Source organism: Streptomyces sp. NPDC046197 (genome assembly GCF_040646295.1).
In the GTDB taxonomy this organism is placed as follows: domain Bacteria; phylum Actinomycetota; class Actinomycetes; order Streptomycetales; family Streptomycetaceae; genus Streptomyces.
The window spans coordinates 475,074-501,104 of the sequence record NZ_JBEYZY010000001.1; the positions used below are offsets into that span (position 1 = coordinate 475,074).

Genomic DNA, 26,031 nt, shown 5'->3' on the forward strand with positions numbered 1-26,031 from the left:
CGCTTCCCGCTCGTGGGCTCCTGGCTCCCCCGCTTCCCGCTCCTGGGCTCCTGCCTCCTCGGCTCCCCGCTCCCCGTCGCCACCCGCACCCGATGCCTGAGCCTGCCCCGCCGGCTCCTCCGGCGCGCCTTTCAGCAGCACTGTCAGCAACCGGACGGCGCCTCTCTTGTGCAGGGGGTCGTTGCCGTTGCCGCACTTCGGGGACTGGATGCAGGACGGGCAGCCGGAGTCGCACTCGCAGGAGGCGATGGCCTCGCGGGTGGCGGCCAGCCAGGCACGGGCGGTGTGGAAGGCACGCTCCGCGAAGCCCGCGCCGCCGGGGTGGCCGTCGTAGACGAAGACCGTCGGCAGGAGCGTGTCCGGGTGCAGCGGGACGGACACACCGCCGATGTCCCAGCGGTCGCAGGTCGCGAACAGGGGCAGCATGCCGATCGACGCGTGCTCGGCGGCGTGCAGCGAGCCGCCGAGGATCTCCGGGGCGATCCGGGCCTCGTCCATCTGGTCCTCGGTGACCGTCCACCACACCGCGCGAGTACGCAGCGTACGAGGAGGGAGGTCGAGCTTCGTCTCGCCCAGCACTTCACCGGTGATGATCCGCCGGCGCAGGAAGGAGACCACCTGGTTGGTGACCTCGACGGAGCCGTAGCACAGGCGGCCGTCGCCCCACGGGACCTCGACGTCCGTCTCCAGCACGGAGATCGACGTCGTGTCGCGGGCAACCGTCGTGTACGGCGGGCTTGCCTCTTCGACCAGGGCGACCGAGTCGTCCAGGTCCAGGGAACGCACCAGGTAGGTGCGGCCCTGGTGCAGGTGGACGGCGCCCTCGTGGACCGTCGTGTGTGCCGCGCCCGCGTCGACCGTGCCGAGCAGCCGCCCGGTACCGGCCTCGACGATCTGTACCGGGCGGCCGCCCTCGCCGCGGATGTCGGTCAGATCCGCGGCCCGCTCCCGGCGGGTCCAGTGCCAGGCCTTCGTCCGGCGGCGCAGCAGCTTCGCGGCCTCCAGCTGCGGCAGCAGCTCCCCGCAGGCGGGCCCGAACAGCTCGACGTCCTCGTCGGTCAGCGGCAGCTCGGCGGCGGCCGCGCACAGGTGCGGGGCGAGGACGTAGGGGTTGTCCGGGTCGAGGACGGTGGACTCCACCGGCTGGTCGAACAGGGCCTCCGGGTGGTGGACGAGGAAGGTGTCCAGCGGGTCGTCGCGGGCGACCAGCACCGCCAGGGCGCCCTGCCCGGCACGGCCCGCCCGGCCCGCCTGCTGCCACAGCGACGCGCGGGTCCCCGGGTAACCGGCGATCAGCACGGCGTCCAGGCCGGACACGTCGACGCCGAGTTCGAGGGCGGTGGTGGCGGCGAGGCCCAGGAGCTCGCCGGAGTGCAGGGCCTGTTCCAGGGCGCGGCGTTCCTCGGGGAGGTAGCCGCCGCGGTACGCCGCGACGCGCCGGGCCAGTGACCGGTCGACCTCCGCCAGGCGTTCCTGCGCGATCACCGAGATCAGCTCGGCGCCGCGCCGGGAGCGGACGAAGGCGACCGAGCGCACGCCCTGCAGGGCGAGATCGGTGAGGAGGTCGGCCGTCTCGGCGGTGGCCGTGCGGCGGACGGGCGCGCCCCTTTCGCCCTGGAGTTCGGTCAGCGGGGGCTCCCAGAGTGCGAACACCAGTTCTCCGCGGGGGGAGGCGTCGTCGGCGACCTCGACCACCGGCAGGCCCGTCAGCCGGCGGGCGGCCACCGAGGGCTCCGCCGCGGTCGCCGAGGCCAGCAGGAAGACGGGTGAGGAACCGTAGCGCGCGCACAGGCGGCGCAGGCGGCGCAGCACCTGGGCGACATGCGAGCCGAAGACGCCCCGGTAGGTGTGGCACTCGTCGATGACGACGTACTTCAGGGCCCGCAGGAAGGAGGACCAGCGTGGGTGCGAGGGCAGGATCCCGCGGTGCAGCATGTCCGGGTTGGTCAGGACGTAGTTGGCGTACTGGCGGATCCACTCGCGTTCCTCCGGCGGGGTGTCACCGTCGTACACCGCCGGCCGTACGGCCTTGCCGAGTGGCTGCGCCAGTTCCTTCACCGCGCGGCACTGGTCGGCCGCCAGGGCCTTGGTGGGGGCCAGGTACAGGGCGGTGGCGCCGCGCCCGCCCGTCCGTAGCCCGCCGCCACCACCCCGTGCAGGCGCGTCGCGCTGCTGTGGCCCTTGGGCGGCTGCCTCGGAGCCGTCCAGCAGGGTCGAGAGCACCGGCACCAGGTACGCCAGGGACTTGCCGGACGCCGTGCCCGTGGCGACGACCACCGAGTCGCCGTCGAGTGCGTGCTCGGCCGCACGCGCCTGGTGGGCCCAGGGGTGTTCGATGCCGCAGTCCTGGACGGCGGAGATGACCTCGGCGCGGATCCGGTCGGGCCAGACGGCATGGCGACCCGCGCGCGGGGGCAAGTGCTCCGTATGAGTGATGCGCGCAGCCCGGCTCGGCCCCGAGGCGAGCCGGTCCAGAACCGAGACCGGGGCCAGGCGGGGTGCGGGCTCCGTCGGAGAGCGATCGGGTCGGTGATTCTTGGCCATCGGCACCGAGTGTGTCACTGGTGTGACGGACAATGGAGCCAAGGCGTCGTGCACGCCTGCCGGTAAGTGATTGAATGCCATCGCGGCTGGCGAACCGTTCCGGGGGCTCCTAGCCGAGGTGTCCCGAGGGGCGACCGCTCGATAGCAAGGTGCTGGAGGATCCGTGGACCTGTCCCTGTCGACCCGTACCGTCGGCGATCGTACGGTCGTCGAGGTCGGTGGCGAAATCGACGTATATACCGCGCCCAAGCTGCGCGAGCAGCTGGTCGAGCTGGTGAACGACGGGAATTTCCACCTCGTCGTCGACATGGAGGGAGTGGACTTCCTCGACTCCACCGGTCTCGGCGTTCTGGTCGGCGGTCTGAAGCGAGTGCGTGCCCATGAGGGCTCGCTGCGCCTGGTGTGCAACCAGGAGCGCATTCTCAAGATCTTCCGCATCACCGGCCTGACCAAGGTGTTCCCGATCCACACCTCGGTCGAGGAAGCGGTGGCGGCCACCGACTGACCGCCAGGCCCGGGCCGGTGTCCGGGACGGAAGAAGTTCATCAGGGGGACCGGGCTCTCGGCGGCCCGGTCCTCCCGACAGCACGCCCGTAGCTCCGAGGGGGATGCATGGCCACCGTCGAACTCCGCTTCAGCGCGCTTCCCGAGCATGTCAGGACCGCACGGCTGGTGGCGGCAGCGGTGGCGCGCAGGGCCGGGGTGGACGAGGCCGTCCTCGACGAGGTCCGGCTCGCGGTCGGCGAGGCCTGCAGCCGTGCCGTGGGACTGCACCAGAGCGTCGGGATCTCGGCGCCGGTGAAGGTGATGCTGATCGAGGAGGAGAAACAGTTCTCCATCGAGGTCGGCGACGAGGCCCCGCACGCGACTCCCGGCGCCTCGAACGCCTCGAGCGCACCCGCCGAGGTGGAGGCCGAGGAGGACGAGATGGGCCTCGCGGTCATCAGCGGCCTCGTCGACGACGTACAGGTGTCCGCCGGGGAACACGGTGGCTCGATCAAGATGACCTGGCCGGCCACACCGCCGGCCGTGGTGCTTCCCTGACGCTCCGTACCGCTCCGGCCCCCTCGGCGCACCCGGCGCGGCGACCCGCCCAGGCCCTGCTCAGCAGGGCCTTTCTCGTATTTTCGGCAAGGCGGCTAGAATTCGTGAAGGAATTCACGATCAGTCTGCCGATCATTTGATCAAGCATCGATCGTGCGTCAATGGTTTTGGGGCATTACCCCTTTCGGGTTCCGTGGCGGGTTGTCGATCATTTGCTGAAGAGCGGGTGAAGGCCAATTCCGTTTACCGTGCTCTGTTTCGATCAGGTTCGGGTACCTAGAATCCGTCCACATCTTGAGCTCAGCCCAAGCGTCAAGGAGGACGAATGGCGGGGCTTTCTACCCCTCATCAGTTGGACCACCCCACAACCTTCGCAGCCGCGGTGCTGACCCACGACAACCGGATCATGGTGGCGGTCATCGCGGCCGTGGCACTGGCCGCGCTCGTGGTCGCAGGCATCCTGGTGCGTGAGGTACTGGCGGCAGGCGAAGGTACCGACAGCATGAAGCAGATCGCGGAGGCGGTCCAGGAAGGCGCGAAGGCCTACCTGGGCCGGCAACTGCGCACGCTCGGCGTATTCGCCGTGGTCGTGTTCTTCCTGCTCATGTTGCTGCCCGCGGACGACTGGAATCAGCGCGCCGGACGATCGGTGTTCTTCCTGATCGGAGCGGCGTTCTCGGCGGCCACCGGCTATATCGGCATGTGGCTCGCCGTGCGCAGCAATGTGCGCGTTGCAGCAGCGGCCCGGGAAGCGACCCCGGCGAAGGGTGAGCCGGAAAAGGATCTCACCACCGTCTCGCACAAAGCCATGAAGATCGCTTTCCGAACGGGCGGCGTCGTCGGCATGTTCACGGTGGGGCTCGGCCTGCTGGGCGCCTCCTGTGTGGTGCTGGTGTACGCGGCCGACGCGCCGAAGGTGCTGGAGGGCTTCGGCCTCGGCGCGGCGCTGATCGCCATGTTCATGCGTGTCGGGGGCGGCATCTTCACCAAGGCCGCCGACGTCGGCGCCGACCTGGTCGGCAAGGTCGAGCAGGGCATTCCGGAGGACGATCCGCGCAATGCCGCGACCATCGCGGACAACGTGGGCGACAACGTCGGCGACTGCGCCGGTATGGCGGCCGACCTCTTCGAGTCGTACGCCGTCACGCTCGTAGCAGCGCTGATCCTCGGCAAGGCAGCCTTCGGCAACGACGGGCTCGCCTTCCCGCTGCTGGTGCCCGGCATCGGCGTGATCACCGCGATGATCGGCATCTTCGCGGTCGCGCCGCGACGGGCCGACCGCAGCGGCATGAGCGCGATCAACCGTGGCTTCTTCATCTCGGCGGTGATCTCGCTCGCGCTGGTCGCGGCAGCCGTGTACACCTACCTGCCGTCGTCGTACGGCGACCTGACCGGCGTCACCGACGCGGCGATCAAGGGCAAGAGCGGCGATCCCCGCCTCCTCGCCCTGGTGGCGGTGGCGATCGGCATCCTGCTCGCCGCCGTGATCCAGCAGCTGACCGGCTACTTCACCGAGACCAACCGCCGCCCGGTCAGGGACATCGGCAAGACCTCACTGACCGGCCCGGCCACGGTCGTCCTCGCCGGCATCTCCGTCGGCCTGGAGTCGGCCGTCTACACCGCCCTGCTGATCGGCCTCGGCGTGTACGGGGCGTTCCTGCTCGGCGGTACGTCGATCATGCTGGCGCTGTTCGCGGTGGCGCTGGCCGGGACCGGCCTGCTCACCACGGTCGGCGTGATCGTCGCCATGGACACCTTCGGTCCGGTCTCCGACAACGCGCAGGGCATCGCCGAGATGTCCGGCGACGTGGAGGGCGCGGGCGCGCAGGTGCTCACCAACCTCGACGCGGTCGGCAACACCACCAAGGCGATCACCAAGGGCATCGCCATCGCCACCGCCGTGCTGGCCGCGTCGGCGCTCTTCGGGTCGTACCGCGACGCGATCACCACCGGCGCGCGCGACGTGGGTGAAACGCTCTCCGGCCCCGGTGCCCCGCTCAGCCTGATCATGGACATCTCCCAGCCCAACAACCTCGTCGGGCTCATCGCCGGCGCGGCGGTCGTCTTCCTCTTCTCGGGGCTGGCGATCAACGCGGTGTCGCGGTCGGCGGGCTCGGTGGTGTTCGAGGTGCGGCGGCAGTTCCGCGAGAAGCCCGGGATCATGGACTTCACCGAGAAGCCGGAGTACGGCAAGGTCGTCGACATCTGCACCAAGGACGCCCTGCGCGAACTCGCCACACCCGGCCTGCTCGCCGTGCTGGCGCCGATCTTCATCGGGTTCACGCTGGGCGTCGGCGCGCTCGGCTCGTACCTGGCGGGCGCGATCGGCGCGGGCACGCTGATGGCGGTGTTCCTCGCGAACTCCGGCGGCGCGTGGGACAACGCGAAGAAGCTCGTCGAGGACGGCCACCACGGCGGCAAGGGCAGCGAGGCCCATGCGGCCACAGTGATCGGTGACACGGTGGGCGACCCCTTCAAGGACACCGCCGGTCCTGCGATCAACCCGCTGCTGAAGGTGATGAACCTGGTGTCGCTGCTCATCGCGCCTGCGGTCATCAAGTTCTCCTACGGCGACCACAAGAGCATCGGCATCCGGATCCTGATCGCCGTACTCGCGCTGATCGTCATCGTAGGCGCGGTCTATGTCTCGAAGCGGCGCGGAATCGCCGTGGGTGACGAAGACAACGAGGAACGGGTGTCCAAGCCGGCCGACCCTGCGGTGGTTTCGTAGGCGGTCTTGTTCGAGGCCCAGCTCAAGAGGCGGGCGGGGGGCGCACATGCTGCGCCCCCCGCCCGCTGTGTGTTGCGTGCGCGGTCTGCCCGTGAGCCTTCTCTCGCTTGGTGCAAATGGCTATAAGAGGGTCCTTAAGGGGCGTACGACCTGGGGTTGTCGGCCGGACCACGTGTATGTTCCGGGGCCGAGAGCCATGGAAGGGACCAATCCGGTGAACAAGAAGCTCGCGGCCGCACTGTCCGGCGGTGCGGTACTGGTACTGGCACTGACGGGATGCTCCAGCAGCAGCGCCGACAGCAAGAACGACGCGCTGAACACCTGGGCCAAGCAGGTGTGCGACGCGGTGCAGCCGCAGGCGAAGAAGATCGAGGCCGCCAATGCCGCGATCCAGAAGGAGACCTCGGACAACAGTGCGCCGGCGGAGGTCCAGAAGACCGACGCGCAGGCCTTCCAGGTCATGTCCGACGCCTACAAGGCGATCGGCGCCGCCGTGAACCAGGCCGGCGCGCCCAAGGTGGACCAGGGCACGAAGAAGCAGCAGGACGCGGTCAAGGAACTCAACGCTCTCGGCGCCTCGTACGCCTCCCTGAAGCAGCAGGTCGACAAGCTCGACACCAAGGACCAGGCCAAGTTCGCGGACGGGCTCAAGGGCATCGCCACCCAGCTGGACAAGCTGAGCAAGACCGGAAGCGACGCCCTGAAGAACCTGGAGGAGGGCGACGTCGGCAAGGCGATGGCCCAGCAGGCGAGCTGCAAGTCCGCGGCCACGTCGGCATCGGCCCCGGCGACGAACGGCTGACGCCGGAAGCGACGGGACGCCCGCCCGCACTCGGGCGGCGCGTCCCCAGTGCGTGACGCGCTGATAGAGGCACATCCCCGGGGCGTGTCGCGTCGGCACGCAGGAGTGCGCCGCGCTGATCGAGGCGAGGCCGTCCGTCTCGGGGCGTGTCGCGCTGATCCAGGCGTGGGCCGCGCGCCCCAGGAACGTTTTGCGCCGGGGCGCACTGGTGTGCCGCGCCGGCGCGCAGGATGCCGCGTGTCCTGAAGGCGTGCGATGTCGGTGCGAGCCGACACAATGGGTGCGTGAGTGACTCCAGCCTGCCCGCCCTGCCCGCCGCCGATCGCCCGGAGATCGCCGCCCGGCTCCGGGAAGCGCTGCTCGGCGCCTCCTTCACCGTCGACGGCCTGCTCGAACTGCTCGGCGCCCCCGCCTACGCCGCTCTGGCGCGCAGCGAGACCGTGCCCGCGCTGCGCGCGACGCGCGGGGACACGCGGCTGGAGATGCTCGTCCGGCTGTTCCTGCTGCAGCAGCCCGTGCCGCACGCGCGCGTGGCGGACGTCCTGCCCGTCGAGGCGTGCCTGGAGAGCGGCTGGCTGGTGCGCGCCGGCCGGGACGAAGTCGCCGCGACCGTGGACGTGCGGCCGTACGGCGGGCTCGACGGCGAGGACTGGTTCATCGTCTCCGACCTGGGCTGTGCCGTCGGCGGTGCGGGCGGGATCGGCAGCCGCGAGGAGGGCGTCGTCCTCGGCGTGGGGGGAGCGTCCACGACCCTCGCCGGCATCACGGTCCGTACGCCCGTCGGCTCCGCGCTCGACCTGGGCACCGGGTCAGGGATCCAGGCGCTGCACGCCGGGCGGCATGCCACGCGCGTGACCGCGACCGACGTCAACCCGCGCGCGCTGCACATCACCGCGCTCACCCTCGCGCTGTCCGGCCCCCCGGCCGCCGACCTGCGCCAGGGCTCGCTGTTCGAGCCGCTCCGGGACGACGAGACGTACGACCTGATCGTGTCGAACCCGCCCTTCGTCATCTCTCCCGGCGCCCGGCTGACGTACCGCGACGGCGGGATGGGCGGGGACGATCTGTGCCGCACGCTCGTTCAGCAGTCGGGGGAGCGGCTGAACGAGGGCGGGTTCGCGCAATTCCTGGCCAACTGGCAGCACGTGGAAGGGGAGGACTGGCAGGACCGCCTCAGGTCCTGGGTGCCGCGCGGGTGCGACGCCTGGATCGTGCAGCGCGAGGTGCAGGATGTCACGCAGTACGCGGAGCTGTGGCTCAGGGACGCCGGCGACCACCGCGGCGACCCGGCGGAGTACCAGGTGCGGTACGACGCCTGGCTGGAGGAGTTCGAGGCGCGCAAGGTGAAGGCCGTGGGTTTCGGCTGGATCACGCTGCGCAGGACGGGGTCCGCCGTGCCCTCGATCACCGTGGAGGAATGGCCGCATCCGGTCGAGCAGCCGCTCGGCGAGACGGTGCGGGCGCACTTCGCCCGGCTCGACTACCTGCGCGAGCACGATGACGCGGCCCTGCTCGACGGTTTCTTCCGGCTGGCCCCCGAGATCGTGCAGGAGCAGGTCGGGCTGCCCGGCGCCGAGGACCCGGAGCACGTCGTGCTGCGCCAGAACCGCGGCATGCGCCGGGCCACCACGGTGGACACCGTCGCCGCGGGCTTTGCCGGTGTCTGTGACGGCACCCTCAGTGCCGGCCGCATCCTGGACGCCATCGCCCAGCTGGTGGGCGAGGACCCCGTGCTCCTGCGCGACCGCACGCCCGCGCAGATCCGTCACCTTGTGGAGCAGGGTTTCCTCGAACCGTCGGACTGAGCCCACGGTGTCCGCGGTGCCCACCCCCACTTTTCGGTCAGTTGTTCCCGATGCCGGCGTGGATACGGACAGCAGGCGCATGACAGGCGCGGCAAAAAAATTCGGAAGCCCTGATTCTGGATCGTCGCGTGCCGTCGGCCGAGGCCCGTCCGCCTCGTGTTCACCGAGGGTTGGTGCGGCCGTCTCCCGCAGGTGTCAGCCTCCCGGACCGGGGCATCCGGGACGGAAGGGAACGTAGATGGAAAGCGGGCCGGCGATCTTCGCGGGGACGGTGTTCGCCCTGTTCGGAGCGGCACTGCTGGTGTGGACGGCGGTTCGCGTACGGCATCGGGAGCCCGTCGCCCTCGGGGTGAACCGGATCGCCTCGGCGACCCTCTCCGGCGTGGTGGCGGTGGTGGCCCTGACCCTCGGGGTGTGGTGCTTCTCGCGCCTGTGAGAACCGCCGCAGCGTGCCGGTTTCGGTAACTGAGGAGTCACCCTCCGCATAAGGTCGAAAGGGCTGGTGGACACTCCGGGCGGCAGGAAGGGCGGTAGTCGGGTTACCGTTCGAGTGGCCGTTGCGGGCTTTTCCCGTTTGACACGGGGGCGGGATGTACCGTCACACTCCGCAGCGTCAGCAGCATCCGACCCCGGGAACCAAGGCCTGGGGAGCCTCAGCCTCGACCGGAGAGAAGAGCGAAGTTGTCCCCGACCAGCGAGACCGCACACGGCGGCCGCCGACTCGTCATCGTCGAGTCGCCTGCCAAGGCGAAGACGATCAAGGGCTATCTCGGCCCCGGCTACGTCGTCGAAGCGAGCGTCGGGCACATCCGCGACCTCCCCAACGGCGCCGCGGAGGTGCCCGAGAAGTACACCGGTGAGGTCCGCCGCCTCGGTGTGGATGTCGAACATGACTTCCAGCCGATCTATGTGGTCAACGCTGACAAGAAGGCCCAGGTCAAGAAGCTCAAGGACCTGCTGAAGGACTCCGACGAGCTCTTCCTCGCCACGGATGAGGACCGCGAGGGCGAGGCGATCGCCTGGCACCTGCAGGAGGTGCTCAAGCCGAAGATCCCGGTCAAGCGGATGGTCTTCCACGAGATCACCAAGGACGCGATCCGCGAGGCCGTCGCCAACCCGCGCCAGCTCAACCAGCGGCTGGTCGACGCCCAGGAGACCCGCCGCATCCTGGACCGTCTCTACGGCTACGAGGTCTCCCCGGTGCTGTGGAAGAAGGTCATGCCCCGCCTGTCCGCGGGTCGTGTCCAGTCGGTCGCCACCCGGCTCGTGGTCGAGCGGGAACGCGAGCGCATCGCGTTCCGTTCCGCCGAGTACTGGGACCTGACGGGCACCTTCGCGACCGGCCGCGCGGGAGACCTCTCCGACCCGTCGTCGCTGGTGGCGCGCCTGCAGACGGTCGACGGCAGGCGGGTCGCGCAGGGTCGCGACTTCGACTCCCTGGGACAGCTCAAGAGCGCGAACACCCTCCACCTCGACGAGGCGAACGCCCGCGCCCTGGCCGCCGCCCTGGAGAGCACCCGCTTCTCCGTCCGCTCCGTCGAGTCCAAGCCGTACCGCCGCTCCCCGTACGCCCCGTTCCGTACGACGACGCTGCAGCAGGAGGCCAGCCGCAAGCTCGGCTTCGGCGCGAAGGCGACCATGCAGATCGCGCAGAAGCTGTACGAGAACGGCTACATCACGTACATGCGTACGGACTCCACGACGCTGAGCGACACGGCCATCGCCGCCGCCCGCGCCCAGGTCACCCAGCTGTACGGCGCCCAGTACCTCCCGGACGCGCCGCGCACGTACGCCGCCAAGGTCAAGAACGCCCAGGAGGCGCACGAGGCGATCCGGCCCTCGGGTGATCGTTTCCGCACCCCGGCCGAGACGGGCCTGACCGGCGACCAGTTCAAGCTGTACGAGCTGATCTGGAAGCGCACGGTCGCCTCCCAGATGAAGGACGCGACCGGAAACAGCGTGACGGTGAAGATCGGTGGCACGGCCGCCGACGGCCGGGACGTCGAGTTCACCGCGTCCGGCAAGACGATCACCTTCCACGGCTTCCTGAAGGCCTACGTCGAGGGCGCCGACGACCCGAACGCCGAGCTCGACGACCGCGAGAGCCGGCTGCCCCAGGTCAACGAGGGCGACGCGCTGACCGCCGAGGAGATCACCGCCGACGGCCACGCCACCAAGCCCCCGGCCCGCTACACCGAGGCCAGCCTGGTCAAGGAGCTCGAAGAGCGCGAGATCGGCCGCCCGTCGACGTACGCGTCGATCATCGGCACGATCCTCGACCGCGGCTACGTCTTCAAGAAGGGCACGGCCCTGGTGCCGTCCTTCCTGTCCTTCGCCGTGGTCAACCTCCTGGAGAAGCACTTCGGGCGGCTCGTCGACTACGACTTCACCGCCAGGATGGAGGACGACCTCGACCGCATCGCGCGCGGCGAGGCGCAGGCCGTGCCGTGGCTGAAGCGGTTCTACTTCGGCGAGGGCCACCACGGCGTCGGCAGCGCGGCCGAGGCCGGCAACGGCGACGGGGACCACCTCGGCGGCCTCAAGGAGCTGGTGACCGACCTGGGCGCGATCGACGCGCGGGAGGTGTCGTCGTTCCCCGTGGGCAACGACATCGTGCTGCGGGTCGGCCGCTACGGCCCGTACATCGAGCGCGGCGAGAAGGAGACCGACGACCACCAGCGTGCCGACATCCCGGCCGACCTGGCGCCGGACGAGCTGACGGTCGAGCTCGCGGAGGAGCTGCTCGCGAAGCCGAGCGGCGAGCGGGTGCTGGGCGTCGACCCGGAGACGGGCCGCGAGATCGTCGCCAAGGACGGCCGCTACGGCCCGTACGTCACGGAGATCCTTCCCGAGGGCACCCCGAAGACGGGCAAGAACGCGATCAAGCCGCGCACGGCCTCGCTGTTCAAGTCGATGTCGCTGGACACGGTGACCCTGCAGGACGCGCTGCGGCTGATGTCGCTGCCGCGGGTGGTCGGCACCGACGCCGACGGCCAGGAGATCACCGCGCAGAACGGCCGCTACGGCCCGTACCTGAAGAAGGGCACGGACTCGCGCTCGCTGCAGTCCGAGGACCAGATCTTCACGATCACGCTGGAGGAGGCGCAGGCGATCTACGCCCAGCCGAAGCAGCGGGGGCGGGCCGCGGCCAAGCCGCCGCTGAAGGAGCTGGGCGCGGACCCGGTTTCCGGCAAGCCGGTCGTGGTCAAGGACGGCCGCTTCGGCCCGTACGTCACCGACGGGGAGACCAACGCGACCCTGCGCTCCGGCGACAGCGTCGAGACGATCACCCCCGAGCGCGGCTTCGAGCTGCTCGCCGAGAAGCGCGCGAAGGGTCCGGCCAAGAAGACCGCGAAGAAGGCGCCCGCCAAGAAGGCCCCGGCCAAGAAGGCGGCGGCGAAGAAGACGACGTCCACGGCTGCGAAGAAGACCGCGGCGAAGAAGACGACCGCCAAGAAGACGACGGCGAAGAAGACGACGGCCGCCAAGGCCGTGGAGGACTGATCCACGGGCACGGATCTCCACGCCTCGTTCACGAAAGGCACGCCCCGGCATCACTTTGGTGTCGGGGTGTGCGCACGTTCGGACGGTCACCACGTGCTGTCGGTGCGTCCCGATAGGCTGAAAGCATGACGCGAGCCGAGCAGCCAACGGCCCACACCCCGGCCCCCGACGAAGCACTGGTGGTGGACTCCCGTGAGCGCGCCGTCCGCTCCCTGCTGCGCCAGCCGCAGTTGAAGCGGCTGTGGAGCGCGCAGCTCGTGGCGGGCATCGGAGACACCCTCGCGCTCCTGGTACTGGTCGTCCTCACCCTCCAGGCGGCGATCGCCGAAGGCTCCTTCGGCGGCGGCTACCGGGGCGCGGCGTTCGCAGTGGCGACCGTCTTCGGAGTACGCATCCTGGCGACGCTGCTCTTCGGCGCGGTCCTCCTGGGGCCGCTCACCTCGCTCACCTCGCAGGAGGGGCCGCTCGACCGCCGCTGGACCATGGTCGGCGCGGACGGCGTGCGTGCCGCGCTGCTGATCGTCGCGCCACTGTGGATCGACTGGACCCCGGCCGACGCGCCGGTCTTCCTCCTGGTCACCGTCTTCCTGACCGGCGTCGCGGAGCGATTCTGGACAGTGTGCCGGGAGAGCGCGGCGCCCGCGCTGCTGCCCGCCCCGCCTCCGGAGGGCGCCACGGTGCGCCCCCTGCCGGACCACATGGACGCCCTGCGCCGCCTGTCACTGCGCACGACCTTCGTGGCGATCCCCCTCGCGGCCGCCGCCCTGGTCGTCGCGTCGCTGTTCAACAATCTGCTGGGCACCGTGATCGCCTGGTTCGCCCAGCACCAGGCGGCCCTCGGCTCGTACGTCGCGGCCGGGCTGTTCGCAGCCTCCCTGTCCGTGCTGACCTACCTGCAGCTGCCCGGCACGCGCACCCCCCGCGCGCGGTCACCGCTGGAGGGACTGCGCCGCCCCAAGACCGGCGGCGGCGTCGACAAGGGCCGCACGGGGGCCGTTCCGCTGCTCGTGCTCGCCGCCGCGGCCGTCGCCGGCGCGATCTCCGCCGCGGTCGCCGTGTGCGTCCTGCACGCCAGGGACCTGAGCGGCGGCCCGGTGCTGTACGGCCTGGCGGTGCTCGCCCTGACCGGCGGGGTCGTCGTCGGCATCCGCACGGCACCCAAGGTGCTCGTGTCGCTCTCGCGACGCCGCCTGCTGTCGCTGGCGATCGCGTTCACCGGCATTGCACTGCTCGCCGCGGGGCTCGTTCCGGACGTCACCACCATCCTGCTGCTGCTCGCGTTCGCCGGTGTGAGCGCGGGCGCGGCCGCCAACACCGCGCACACGCTGCTCGACCAGGAGGCCGAGGACCACCGCCGGCCGAGGACCACCGAGCACCTGCACGCGGTGGTACGGGTCTTCGTGGCGCTCGGCGCCGTCATCGCCCCCCTGGTCGCTGCCGCGATCGGCCCGCACCGGCTGGAGAACGGCCGGTTCGTGTTCGCGCACGGTGGCGCCGCCTTCACGCTGATGCTGGTCGGCGCGCTGCTGCTGCCGGTGGCCGCGCTGGTGCTGGCCAAGGTCGACGACCGCTCCGGCGTGCCGCTGCGCCAGGACCTGGTCGACGCGGTGCGCGGCGGCGACGACCCGGTGACGGCGCCCGCGGCCTCCGGTTTCTTCATCGCCCTGGAGGGCGGTGACGGAGCCGGCAAGTCCACCCAGGCCGAGGCGCTCGCCGAGTGGATCAGGTCCAAGGGCCACGAGGTCGTCCTCACCCGCGAGCCGGGGGCCACGCCCGTGGGCAAGCGGCTGCGGTCCATCCTGCTGGACGTGTCGTCGCAGGGTCTGTCGCACCGCGCGGAGGCGCTGCTCTACGCGGCGGACCGCGCGGAGCACGTCGACACCGTCGTACGTCCCGCGCTGGAGCGGGGCGCGGTCGTGATCACCGACCGGTACATCGACTCGTCCGTCGCCTACCAGGGCGCGGGCCGGGACCTGTCCCCGACGGAGATCGCCCGGATCTCGCGCTGGGCGACCAACGGCCTCGTCCCGCACCTGACGGTTCTGCTGGATGTCGCGCCGGAGACGGCCCGCGAACGCTTCACGGAGGCGCCGGACCGGCTGGAGTCGGAGCCCGCCGAGTTCCACGCGCGCGTGCGGTCCGGTTTTCTGACGCTCGCCGCCGCCGACCCGGGGCGCTATCTCATCGTCGACGCGGGCCAGGAGCCGGAGGCCGTCACCACCGTCATCCGGCACCGGCTCGACCAGATGCTGCCGCTGTCCGAGGCCGAGCTGAAGGCCCAGGAGGAGGCGCGGAAGAAGGCCGAGGAGGAGGCCCGGCGCAAGGCCGAGGAAGAGGCCGCCCGCAAGGCCGAGGAGGAGCGCCTGGAGCGTGAGCGCCAGGAGCAGCTCGCGCGGCTGCGCGCCGAGGAGGAGGAGCGCAAGCGGCGCGAGCTGGAGGAGGCGCAGCGGCGCGAGGCGGAGCGGCAGGCCGAGGAGGCGCGTCGACGTGCCGAGGAGGCACGCCGACGGGCCGAGGAGGAGCAGGCCCGGCTGCTTGCCGAGGAGCAGGCCCGGGCCGAGGCGGAGGCGCGGCGCAAGGCCGAGGAGGAGCAGCGGCGCAGGCAGGCCGAGGAGGAGGCGCGACTGCGTGCCGAGGCCGAGGCGCGGCGCCTGGACAAGCAGCGCAAGGCCGAGGAGGCCCTGGTGCGGGCCGAGGAGGCACGGCGGGCGGCGGAGCAGGCCGCGGCCGCCGCGCAGGCAGGCCCTCGACAGCAGCCGACGGCCCCTTCGGCTGCCTCGGCGTCGGCGGCTCCGGTTCCGCCGGACGCGGCGACGGTGCCCACACCGGTGGTGACGCCGACGAACGCGTCGGGCGGGCCGGTGGACGAGACGGCCGTACTGCCCTCGGTGCCGGGCGGACGGGCCGGTGACGGACCGTCCCGGCGGCGGACCGGGGAGTCCGACTCCGAGGTGACCACCAAGCTGCCGCAGCCGCCGGTGCCTCCGCTCGTGCCGGGCGCGGCGGACGAGACGGCGGTGCTGCCACAGGCAGTGCCCGAGCGGGGTGCTTCCGAGCGGGGGACTTCCGACAGGGCGGCTTCCGACCGGTCGGCGGACGAGACGGCCGTGCTCCCGCAGGCAGCGCCCGAGCGGGGTGCTTCCCGGCGGGGGGCTTCCGAGCGGGCGGCTTCCGACCGGGCGGCGGACGAGACGGCTGTGCTGCCCCCGGTGCAGCCTGCGGGTGCGGCCGATGAGACGGCGGTGCTGCCGCCCGTCCGGGGCGAGGACCCCGCGGACCGGGTTCCGCCGGGGTTCTTCCGGGACGAGCGGTCTGCGGCGGGACGGCCCGACGACTCCAGCGACCGTACGCGCGAACTGCCGCAGGTCGGGAGCGAGGACGGCGCGCGGCGCAGGCGTCGGCCCGAGTGGGCCGAGGAGACGCCGCTGGACGATCTGCCGACGCTGGCGGACGAGTTGCTGGGGCCGCTGGAGGACGACGGCGAGTTCGACGACGGCAGGGGTGACGGCCGCGGCGGCGGCGGTCGCGGACGGAGGCGCTGACCGGCACGGCGGGCGGGAGGCGCCGGCCGCCTGGGCCCCGGGCACGCGCGGTCTGCCCCGTGCCTGTCCCCGCTGTGCCGCGCTCGACGCAGCCGCCGGCTCCGGTTGTCAGTGCCCACCCGCACAATGGATTGCGCATCACCGGAAGGACGAAAGGGCGGCTGACCCATGAGCGTGTGGGACGACCTCGTCGGGCAGGAGAAGGTCAGCGAACAACTGGACGCCGCTGCCCGGGACGCCGACGCCCTGGTCACCGCGGCCGCCGCCGACGCCCCGCCGCCCGAGGCGTCGAAGATGACGCATGCCTGGCTGTTCACCGGTCCGCCCGGCGCGGGCATCACCCACACCGCGCGGGCCTTCGCCGCCGCACTGCAGTGCGTGAGCCCCGACCGGGCCCTTGGCGGGTCCCCGGGCTGCGGGTTCTGCGACGGCTGTCACACGGCACTGATCGGCACGCACGCCGACGTCAGCACGGTCGCCGCCGTGGGCACGCAGATCCTCGCCGACGACATGCGCGACACCGTGCGCAAGTCGTTCACCTCCCCGGCGAACGGCCGCTGGCAGGTCATCCTCGTCGAGGACGCCGAGCGGCTGAACGAGAAGTCCGCCAACGCCGTCCTGAAGGCCGTGGAAGAGCCCGCGCCCCGCACCGTGTGGCTGCTGTGCGCCCCCTCGATCGAGGACGTGCTGCCCACGATCCGTTCCCGCTGCCGCCACCTGAACCTGCGCACACCTACGGTGGACGCCGTCGCCGACATGCTCGTACGCCGCGAAGGCGTCGCGCCCGACGTCGCGGCCGCCGCCGCCCGCGCCACGCAGGGCCACGTGGACCGGGCCCGCCGCCTGGCCACCGACCCGGCCGCGCGCGAGCGCCGTGCCGCCGTTCTGAAGCTGCCGCTCCGGCTCGACGAGATCGGCGGCTGCCTCAAGGCGGCCCAGGAACTGGTCGACGCGGCAGCGGACGACGCCAAGGCGCTCGCCGAGGAGACGGACGCCAAGGAGACCGAGGACCTGAAGGCGGCGCTGGGCGCGGCCCAGGGCGGCCGGCTGCCGCGCGGCACGGCGGGCGTGATGAAGGACCTGGAGGACAAGCAGAAGCGCCGGCGCACCCGTACCCAGCGCGACAGCCTGGACCTCGCCCTGACGGACCTGACCGGTCTCTACCGCGACGTCCTGGCCCTCCAGCTCGGCTCCCGGGTGGCGATCGCCAACGCGGACGTCGAGGACACCCTGGAACGCCTGACCCGTGCCGGCTCCCCCGAGTCCACCCTGCGCCGTATCGAGGCCATCGCCGCCTGCCGTGACGCCCTCGATCGCAACGTGGCGCCGCTGCTGGCGGTCGAGGCGATGACGATGGCGCTGCGCTCCGGCTGACGGCCTCGCCGTCGTCCGGGCTGACGGCCTCGGCGTCGTCCGGGACGACAGCCTCGGCGTTGCCGGGTGAGCTCGCGTTGCAGGGTGAGCATGTGGCCGCGCGGTTGACGGGGTACCTCGTACGAGTCGCATCGTGTGCGCTGAGCGATCAGGTCGTCGCGCGACGTTACGCTCGGTCGATGCACATCAGGCGCGCCTCTCGTCCCACCAGCCGGAGCTCCTGGACCCCCGCCCTCCGTGCGGGCGGCTCCCTCCTCGCAGCCGCCGCTCTGCTCGTCTCGGCCTGCTCCGCCGACAACACGACGGCCACCGCCAGATCGACGGCGGCCGCGCAGGCGGTACTGGCCCCGCTGCCGCAGGCCACACCGTCCGTCCTGACGCGGTACTACACGCAGAAGCTGACCTGGCGCGGCTGCGGCGTGTCCGGTTTCGAATGCGCCACGATGAAGGCGCCGCTCGACTACGCCAGACCCGGCGCGGGCGACATCAGGCTGGCCGTCACCCGCAAGAGGGCCACCGGCCACGGCAAGCCGCTGGGATCGCTGCTCGTGAACCCGGGCGGCCCCGGCGGCTCGGCGGTCGCGTACCTGGAGCAGTACGCCGGAAACGGCTATCCGGCCGAGATCCGCGCCCGCTACGACATGGTCGGGATGGACCCGCGCGGCGTCGCCCGCAGCGAACCCGTGGAGTGCCTCGGCGACCGCGACATGGACGCCTACACGCAGGCCGACATCACGCCCGACGACCGGAAGGAGACCGACGCACTCGTCAGCACGTACCGGAAGTTCGCGGTGGGCTGCGGCGCCCACGCACCGAAGCTGCTGCGGCACGTCTCCACGGTCGAGGCGGCTCGGGACATGGACATCCTGCGAGCGGTGCTGGGCGACCCGAGGCTGAACTACGTCGGCGCGTCGTACGGGACGTTCCTGGGCGCGACATACGCCGGGCTCTTCCCCGGCCGGGTCGGCCGGCTCGTTCTGGACGGCGCGATGGACCCCTCGCTCTCCGCGCGCACGATGAACCTCGACCAGACGGCGGGCTTCGAGACGGCGTTCCAGTCGTTCGCCAAGGACTGCGTCCGGCGGAGCGACTGCCCGCTGGGCGGCCGGGGCACCACGCCCCAACAGGTCGGCGACAGGCTGCAGGCGTTCTTCCGGAAGCTCGACGCGCACCCGATCCCCGCGGGCGACGCAGGCAGCCGCAGGCTCGGCGAGGCGCTCGCCACCACCGGCGTGATCGCGGCGATGTACGACCAGAAGGCCTGGCCGCAGCTGCGCGCGGCGCTGGTCTCGGCGATGCGCGAGAACGACGGCGCCGGGCTGCTCACGTTGTCCGACGGCTACTTCGAGCGCGACGCCAACGGTCACTACAGCAACCTGATGTTCGCCAACGCCGCCGTGAACTGCCTGGACCTCCCGGCGGCCTTCTCCGGCCCCCAGCAGGTCGAAGCGTCCCTGCCCGCCTTCCAGAAGGCCTCCCCGGTCTTCGGCCGGGGGCTGGCCTGGGCCGCGCTGAACTGCGCGTACTGGCCGGTGAGGCCCACCGGCGAGCCGCACCGCATCGAGGCCAAGGGCGCGGCCCCCATCGTGGTCGTCGGCACCACCCGGGACCCGGCGACGCCGTACCCGTGGGCCCAGTCCCTGGCCCGCCAGCTCTCCTCGGGCCGCCTGCTGACGTACGTGGGCGACGGCCACACCGCCTACGGCCGCGGCAGCGCATGCATCGACTCCGCGATCGACGCCTACCTGCTCCGCGGCACCCCGCCGACCCGAGGAAAGCGCTGCTCGTAGCCGCCGAGCGCCGCCCCGGAGCCCCCGTCTCCGGAGCGGCCCACGGCTGTGTACGGAGCACCCCCGGAAACTGTGTAGACTTACCGACGTTGCCGATCGCACCATAGTGCAGGCAGCGCGCCGCTTTAGCTCAGATGGCCAGAGCAACGCACTCGTAATGCGTAGGTCTCGGGTTCGAATCCCGAAAGCGGCTCCATTGAAACCCCAGGTCAGATGTTCACTGATCTGGGGTTCTGCGTTCAGCGGGGGGCGGCGACGGCGGCCAGGAGCGTGCCGGTGGCGGACACGGCCGTCTGGCCGGGCGAGGACGGGTGCGGCGCCGGGCAGCGGTAGAACTGGACGGCCGGAAGCAGCCCGAACGACGGGCCGCCCGCCCAGGCCCGGCCAGCCGATTGCCGACGACCGCCGCACAGGCCACCGCCACTGCCGGTCCGTCCCCCTCGACCCGTCCGAAGCCGGGCAGTGACCCTCAGCGAAGGAGCCGGATCGGGCTGCCCTTCAGGTATGCCTCGATGGCCTCCACCGTCTGGCCGTAGTAGCGCTCGTAGTTCGCTCGGGAGACGTAGCCCAGGTGCGGGGTGGCCAGCAGGCGTGGCGCGGTGCGCATCGGGTGGTCCGACGGGAGCGGCTCGGTGTCGAAGACATCGAGGCCCGCGCCGGCGATACGGCCCTCGTGCAGGGCGCTGAGCAGGGCCGACTGATCGACGATCGCGGCACGGGAGGTGTTGATCAGGTAGGCCGTGGGCTTCAGCAGAGCCAGCTCGGGGGCGCCCACCAGGCCGCGGGTGCGGTCGCTCAGCGCCAGGTGGATCGAGACGAAGTCGCTCTGCGCCAGCAACTCCGCCTTGGAAGCGGCCGGCTCGACGCCCACCTCGTCCGCGCGTTCCCTGGTCAGGTTCTGGCTCCACGCGGACACCTCCATCCCGAAGGCGAGGCCGACTCGCGCCACCCGGCTGCCGATCCTGCCGAGCCCGAGCAGGCCCAGCCGGCGGCCGTGCAGGTCGGCGCCCACGGTGGACTGCCAGGGGCCGCCGGTGCGCAGGGCGTTGTTCTCCGTGACGATGCCGCGCGCGAGGCCGAGAAGCAGCGCCCAGGTGAGTTCCACCGGCGGCACGGAGGAACTCTCCGTGCCGCACACGGTCACACCGTTGGCCTGCGCGGCGGCGTAGTCGATCACCGAGTTGCGCATGCCGGAGGCGATCAGCAGCTTGAGGAGGGGCAGCCGGTTCAGGAGCGACGCGGGGAAGGCGACCCGTTCGCGCAGGGTGACCACGATGTCGAACTCGCCGATCGCCGAGGCGAGTTCGTCCTCCGTCGTGAAGTGCTCGGTGAAGACCGTCACCTCCACCCGGTCGTTCACCGGCGACCAGTCGGCGACGCTGGTCGCGACGTTCTGGAAGTCGTCGAGTACGGCGCAGCGCAGTCGCATGTCGGTTCTCCCCCTGCGGGACTCATCGTTCCCCTCGCACAATGATCTTCAGGAGCTACCGTAGGGGGAGCGGCGTTCGGCGGATGAGATCGGGAGGCGTCCGTCCGCCATGGAGAGGACCCCGGTAGCGCGGCGCAAAGAGGACGCAAAGTGATGCGACGTCAGGACAACCAGCGGACCTGAGGCAACATCTTGGTGAACGAGGAGGACCGCGCGGTGGAGCGTGGACGCCGTCGTCACCGGATGGGGTGAGGGGACCGTGGTGGAGCCGAGGATCGCCGTCGCGGTGGTGACCATGGGGAACCGGCCCGCCGAAGTCGACGCCCTCCTGGAGTCCGTGGCGAAGCAGGACCTCGCTCCCACCCGCATCGTGATCGTCGGCAACGGTTGCCGACTCCCCGAGTTCGGCCGTCGGCTCTCGCTGCCCGGCGAGGTCACGACCATCGACGTCGACGAGAACCTCGGCTGCCCCGGCGGACGGAACGTCGCCCTCGCCCGGCTGCGGGAGTTCGGGGACGTCGACGTGGTCGTGGAGCTGGACGACGACGGGCTGCTCGTCGACCCCGACGTGCTGCGCCGCGTACGGGACCTGTACGCGGCCGATTCCCGGCTCGGCATCGTCGGGTTCCGCATCGCCGACGAGCTGGGCGGGACCCAGCAGCGGCACGTGCCCCGGGTCGGCGCCTCCGACCCGATGCGGGGCGGCTACGTGACCGGGTTCCTCGGCGGCGGGCACGCCCTGCGCATGGCGATGCTGGAGGAGACCGGGGACTGGCCCGCCGAGTTCTTCTTCGCGCACGAGGAGACCGACCTGGCCTGGCGGGCCGCGGACGCCGGGTGGAAGATCCTCTACGCCCCCGAACTGCTGCTCCAGCATCCGAGGACCTCGCCCGCCCGGCACGCGATCTACTACCGGGTGACCGCCCGCAACCGGGTCTGGCTGGTCCGTCGGCGGCTGCCCCTCTTGCTCGTCCCCGTGCACCTCGGGATCTGGACGCTGCTCACCCTCGCACGGACCCGGTCGCTCGCCGGGCTGAGGGCGTGGTTCGGGGGATTCGTGGAGGGGCTGCGGGAGCCCGCGGGCGAACGGCGCCCGATGCGCTGGCGGACGGTCTGGCGGCTCACCCGGCTGGGCCGCCCGCCGGTCATCTGACACCGGGAGCGGGCTGGTCGCCGGGTGCTGCCCGGCGTAGCCCGGTGGTCGGGCGCCTGCCGCGCCCTGGTTTGCCGTCCCCCGGCATATGGACCGGCGTCGCCGTGGCCGCCATACGGACCGGCGTTGTCGTGCCCGCCATACGGACCGGCGTTGTCGTGGCCGCCATACGGACCGGCGTTGTCGTGCCCGCCACGTGGACCGCATGCGGACGAGGGACCCGGTCGGTCACCTCCGCCGACCGGGACCCTTCGCGCCCCCGGATCCGGCCGGCGGCGACACTCCCCCGAGTTGCGCGTCGTACGCGCGCACCGTCGGCCCAGATCCGATGAAGGGATCACATCAGGCCGCGCCAACGGATCGCTAACATGTGGCCAGCGGTTCTCCCGGTGGACCTCGGCCAGTTGGCCTGAAGTCGCCGGGGCATACCGGGACCGGTCCGGACCGTGCGGAATCCGACCGGTCCGTGGTGCAGAATATGGCGGAAATTCGCTGTGGTGGGGCGGAAATCCGCCATGAGCGGAGGGCGTCCGCCGTGAAAAACGTGGTCGGTCGCGACCGCTCGGGAAGGCAGTGGGCAGCGTGATGCGGTACGAGCTGCGCTTCGGACTGCTGGGACCGCCCGTCCTGTACCGCCCCGGCCCCGACACCGACGACAGCACGGACGCCCGGCGTGGTACCGACGCCCGGCGTGGTACCGACGCCCGGCGTGGCACGGACGCCCGGCGCGGCACCGACATCGAGGGCGGTGCCGACATCGAGGGCGGCACCGACAGACAGTCCGACCGCGATGGACAGCCCGCCCCCGGCGATCCATCCGCCGCGAGACATGGATCAGACCTCGAAGCAGTCTCCACCCCCGCCGACGCACCGACCCCCACCAGCACGCCAACACCCCCCGCCCCCCAAGCCCCTCCCTGCCGCCCCGCCGTCCTCCCCATCGGCAGCCCCAAGGTCCGCGCGCTGCTCGCCGCCCTGCTGCTGGAAGCCGGCCGTGTCGTCTCCGCCGACTCGCTGAAGGACGCGCTGTGGGGCGGAGCGCCGCCCGCCTCCGCGCAGGCCTCGCTGCACAACCACGTCGCTCGGCTACGCCGGCTCCTCGACGACCCCGAGCGGCTGCGTGCCGTACCGCCCGGATATCTGCTGCGGGTCGAGCGGGGTGAGTTGGACCTTCATGTCTTCGAGTTCCGGCTCGCCGAGGCGCGCGCCGCGCACTCCCGCCGGGACTGGGCGCGGGTGCTGCGTGCCTGCACGGGGGCGCTCACGTTGTGGCGGGGCACCCCGCTGAGCGGGCTGCCCGCCGACCTCGGCGGATACGCCGTCGTACAGCGCCTGGAGGAGGCGCGGCTGCTGCTTCTGGAGTGGCGGTACGACGCAGAGCTCGCCGTGGGCGGCGCCCGGCCGGCCGGTCTGGTGCCGGAACTGGCGGCGCTGGCCGCCGAGTACCCGCTGCGGGAGGCGTACCACCGTCAGCTGATGCTCGCCCTGCACCGCACCGGCCGTCAGGCCGAGGCCCTGGCCGTCCACCGTGATCTGCGCGCCCGCCTGGTCGAGGAGCTCGGTGTGGAACCCGGACCGGCCGTGCGGGAGGCGCACCTGGAGGTACTGCGGGGCTCGGCGACGCAGGCCGAGGACGTTCCCCGCCCCCGGGACTCCGCTCCGGCCGATGTCCTCACCGCCCCCCGCCCGGCCCAACTTCCTCCGCCGCCCGCCCACTTCACCGGCCGTGACGGTCATGTACGCGACCTGCGGCTGGCCCTGGCCGGTGCCGTCGGCGACGGCCGCAGTCCGGTCGCCGTCATCAGCGGCATGGCCGGAGTCGGTAAGAGCGCCCTCGCCCTGCACGCGGCACACGGACTGCTGAAAAGTTTCCCCGACGGTCAGCTGTACGTGAACCTGCACGGCGCCACGCCCGGCATGACCCCACTCACCTCCGGCCAGGCACTACGCGCGTTGCTGCGCGACCTGGGCACCGAGCCGCGCCGCATTCCCGAACACCCGGACGCCGCAGCCGCGTTGCTGCGCTCACTGCTCGCGCCGACGCGCACGCTGCTGGTGCTGGACGACGCCGAGAGCGCCGCGCAGGTACGGCCCCTGCTGCCGGCCGGTGCGGGCTGCGCGGTGATCGTCACCAGCCGCTCGCCCCTGACCGCGCTCGACGGGGCCCGCCGCTTCCCCCTCGCTCCGCTGTCCGGCGAGGACAGCGCGGCCCTGCTCCGGACGGTCTCCGGGCGGCACGGACTGGACGCCGGACACCCGCTCGTGGAGCTCACCGGCCGCCTTCCCCTCGCCCTGCGCGTCGTGGCCGCCCGGCTCGCCGCCCGCCACGCGCTCGCCCCGGACGTACTGGCCCGGCAACTGGCCGCCACCGGCTGGCGGTTGCACCACCTGGAGTACGACGACCTGAGCGTGCGCCGTTCCCTGGCCGTCGCCCACGACGCGCTCGCCGCCTCCGAACGGGAGGCCGACCGGGACGCCGCCCTGGCGCTGTGCCGGATCGGCGCGCTCGACCTGCCCACGTACGGCGCGCCCCTGCTCGCCCGGCTCACCGGCATCGACGAACGGCGCGCGGAGGCCGCCCTCGACCGGCTCGTGGACGTGGCCCTCCTGGAGGAGACGGCGTACGGCCGGTACGCCCCGCACGACCTGGTGCGCGACTACGCCCGCGAACTCGCGGAGGCGGCGCGGACGACCGCCGGAGCACGAGCCGGGGCGTGCGCCGGCGCCGAAGCGGGTGCCGACGTCGTCGAGGTGGCCCTGCGCTGGTACGCCGCCGTCGCCGAGCACGCCCTCACCGCGATCGTCGAGCCCGGCCTCGACCGGGACGACCGGCGCCGCCCCACCGCCTGCCAGCCGCCGGAGCACACCGCCGACGTGATGTCCGTACCGCCGTTCACCGGCGTCGAGGAGGCTTTCGCCTGGGGGGACACCGAACTGGAGAACGTCGTCGCGCTGGCCGAGCGGTACGCCGACGCCCCGCACTCCCCTGACGGCCAACGGGCCGGTGCCCCCGGCGCCGCACGACGCCGGGCCGCCCACCTTTCCACCCTGATGCGGCTCTTCTTCCCGTACGTCCAGCGCAGCGGCCGGTTCGCCGAGATGGCGGTGCTCGGACGGGCCGCGCTCGGTGTGGCGCGTCGGCTCGGTGACGAGCCGGCCGAGGCCTACGCCCTGGGCGACCTGGCGGGCCTGAACTACCTCACCGGCTGTCACAAAGAAGCCCTTGTCCTCAACGACCGGTCCCTGGCGATCTGGCGGCGGCTCGGGGATCCCTCCCGGATCCGGCGCGGCTTCAACAACCGCGGGCTGCTCCTCGAGGGGCTCGGGCGGTACGCCGAGTCCGCCGAGGCCCTGCGGCAGAGCCTGTCGTACTCGCGACAGCTCAACGACCCCTACGGCGAGGCCGTCACCCACAGCCACCTCGGCAACCTGTACGAGCACACCGACCCGCGGACCGCGATCGAGCAGCACCGGCGCTCGCTGGGCATCGGCGCCGGGATCGGCGCCGTCATCGTGCAGCACACCGCGCACTGCAACATCGGCTACGCCCACCTCACCCTCGGCGAACCGGCCGCGGCCGCGACGCACTTCGAGGAGAGCCTGCGCATCCTGGGCGGCCACGGGGACTGGCACGGCGAGTCCCAGACCCGGCTCGGCCTGGTCCGCGCCCTGCGGGGGCTCGGCCACACCGAACGCGCCCACCGCGAGTGCGCCGAACTGCTGCGCCGGGCCGACGCCCGCGCCGACCGCTACACCGGCGGCCTGGCCCGCCACCAGCACGGACTTCTGCTGCGGGAGCAGGGGCGGACCGAGGAGGCGTACGAGGCGTGGCGCGCGGCCCTCGCGGCACTGGACGGGACGGACGAGAAGGCAGTGGCGGCAGAGCTGCGGACCCTGCTCACCGACCCGCCCCCCGACGCAAGCTGACCAACCCGCCACGAGGCGCGAGCCGACCCGGCGGCGACCGGCGTGAGCTCGCCGACGCCCACTCGACGCGAGCCGACCCCCGTGGCGTCCGGCACGGAGCCGACCGACCCGACCCCGGCGCGGAGCTGACCGACGCGTCACGAGGCGCGAGCCGACCCGGCGGCGACCGGCGTGAGCTGACCGACGCGTCACTCGGCGTGAGCCGACTCCCGTGGCGTCCGGCGCGGAGCCGACCGACTCGCCCCCGGCGCGCGCCGACCGACCCGCCCCGGGCGCGGAGCTGACCGACCCGTCACGAGGCGCGAGCCGACCCGGCGGCGACCGGCGTGAGCTGACCGACGCGTCACTCGGCGTGAGCCGACTCCCGTGGCGTCCGGCGCGGAGCC

14 protein-coding genes and 1 tRNA gene are annotated in these 26,031 nt (G+C 72.1%); 13 read left to right on the forward strand and 2 right to left on the reverse strand.

Annotated features, from left to right (window positions below):
- The coding region (locus tag AB0A61_RS02210) for a DEAD/DEAH box helicase (RefSeq protein ID WP_361284667.1) at positions 1-2,625 on the reverse strand (2,625 nt) is incomplete at its 3' end.
- Positions 2,626-2,707: 82 nt separating this feature from the next.
- Here AB0A61_RS02210 and bldG point away from each other — a divergent pair.
- From bldG to AB0A61_RS02265, 11 genes are all read left to right on the forward strand, one after another.
- A complete protein-coding gene (bldG, locus tag AB0A61_RS02215) occupies positions 2,708-3,049 on the forward strand; it encodes an anti-sigma factor antagonist BldG (protein ID WP_010986038.1) in 342 nt (113 codons plus the stop codon).
- 107 nt (positions 3,050-3,156) lie between these two features.
- Complete coding sequence (locus tag AB0A61_RS02220) at positions 3,157-3,588, forward strand: ATP-binding protein (RefSeq protein ID WP_361284671.1); 432 nt, start codon at positions 3,157-3,159, stop codon at positions 3,586-3,588.
- Between the two features lie 325 nt (positions 3,589-3,913).
- The gene (locus AB0A61_RS02225) at positions 3,914-6,319 is read left to right on the forward strand and encodes a sodium-translocating pyrophosphatase (RefSeq protein ID WP_361284674.1); all 2,406 of its coding nucleotides are present in this window, start codon (positions 3,914-3,916) and stop codon (positions 6,317-6,319) included.
- 196 nt (positions 6,320-6,515) lie between these two features.
- The gene (locus AB0A61_RS02230; protein WP_361284677.1) at positions 6,516-7,121 is read left to right on the forward strand and encodes a small secreted protein; all 606 of its coding nucleotides are present in this window, start codon (positions 6,516-6,518) and stop codon (positions 7,119-7,121) included.
- A 284-nt stretch (positions 7,122-7,405) separates the two neighbouring features.
- On the forward strand, positions 7,406-8,926 hold the full coding sequence (locus tag AB0A61_RS02235) for a class I SAM-dependent methyltransferase (protein WP_361284680.1): 1,521 nt from the start codon (positions 7,406-7,408) through the stop codon (positions 8,924-8,926).
- 238 nt (positions 8,927-9,164) lie between these two features.
- The gene (locus AB0A61_RS02240; RefSeq protein WP_361284683.1) at positions 9,165-9,362 is read left to right on the forward strand and encodes a hypothetical protein; all 198 of its coding nucleotides are present in this window, start codon (positions 9,165-9,167) and stop codon (positions 9,360-9,362) included.
- A gap of 245 nt (positions 9,363-9,607) precedes the next feature.
- Positions 9,608-12,430 (forward strand): type I DNA topoisomerase, encoded by a 2,823-nt coding sequence (gene topA, locus AB0A61_RS02245; protein WP_361284686.1) that lies wholly within the window; start codon positions 9,608-9,610, stop codon positions 12,428-12,430.
- Between the two features lie 125 nt (positions 12,431-12,555).
- Positions 12,556-15,972 carry a dTMP kinase gene (tmk, locus tag AB0A61_RS02250; RefSeq protein WP_361284689.1) on the forward strand — a complete coding sequence of 1,139 codons (3,417 nt, stop codon included), beginning with the start codon at positions 12,556-12,558 and terminating at the stop codon, positions 15,970-15,972.
- A 168-nt stretch (positions 15,973-16,140) separates the two neighbouring features.
- Positions 16,141-17,346 carry a DNA polymerase III subunit delta' gene (locus tag AB0A61_RS02255; RefSeq protein WP_361284692.1) on the forward strand — a complete coding sequence of 402 codons (1,206 nt, stop codon included), beginning with the start codon at positions 16,141-16,143 and terminating at the stop codon, positions 17,344-17,346.
- A 179-nt stretch (positions 17,347-17,525) separates the two neighbouring features.
- Positions 17,526-19,136 carry an alpha/beta hydrolase gene (locus AB0A61_RS02260; RefSeq protein ID WP_361284695.1) on the forward strand — a complete coding sequence of 537 codons (1,611 nt, stop codon included), beginning with the start codon at positions 17,526-17,528 and terminating at the stop codon, positions 19,134-19,136.
- Between the two features lie 119 nt (positions 19,137-19,255).
- A tRNA-Thr gene (locus AB0A61_RS02265) sits at positions 19,256-19,332 on the forward strand.
- Positions 19,333-19,605: 273 nt separating this feature from the next.
- Here AB0A61_RS02265 and AB0A61_RS02270 read toward each other — a convergent pair.
- Positions 19,606-20,565, reverse strand: a complete 960-nt coding sequence (locus AB0A61_RS02270) for a D-2-hydroxyacid dehydrogenase family protein (RefSeq protein ID WP_361284698.1) — start codon at positions 20,563-20,565, stop codon at positions 19,606-19,608.
- Between the two features lie 259 nt (positions 20,566-20,824).
- On the opposite strand from AB0A61_RS02270, the gene AB0A61_RS02275 reads away from it, so the two are divergent.
- Both AB0A61_RS02275 and AB0A61_RS02280 read left to right on the forward strand, forming a co-directional pair.
- Positions 20,825-21,718 (forward strand): glycosyltransferase, encoded by an 894-nt coding sequence (locus AB0A61_RS02275; RefSeq protein ID WP_361285001.1) that lies wholly within the window; start codon positions 20,825-20,827, stop codon positions 21,716-21,718.
- Positions 21,719-22,291: 573 nt separating this feature from the next.
- Complete coding sequence (locus AB0A61_RS02280; protein ID WP_361284701.1) at positions 22,292-25,645, forward strand: BTAD domain-containing putative transcriptional regulator; 3,354 nt, start codon at positions 22,292-22,294, stop codon at positions 25,643-25,645.
- The last annotated feature ends 386 nt before the right edge of the window (positions 25,646-26,031 follow it).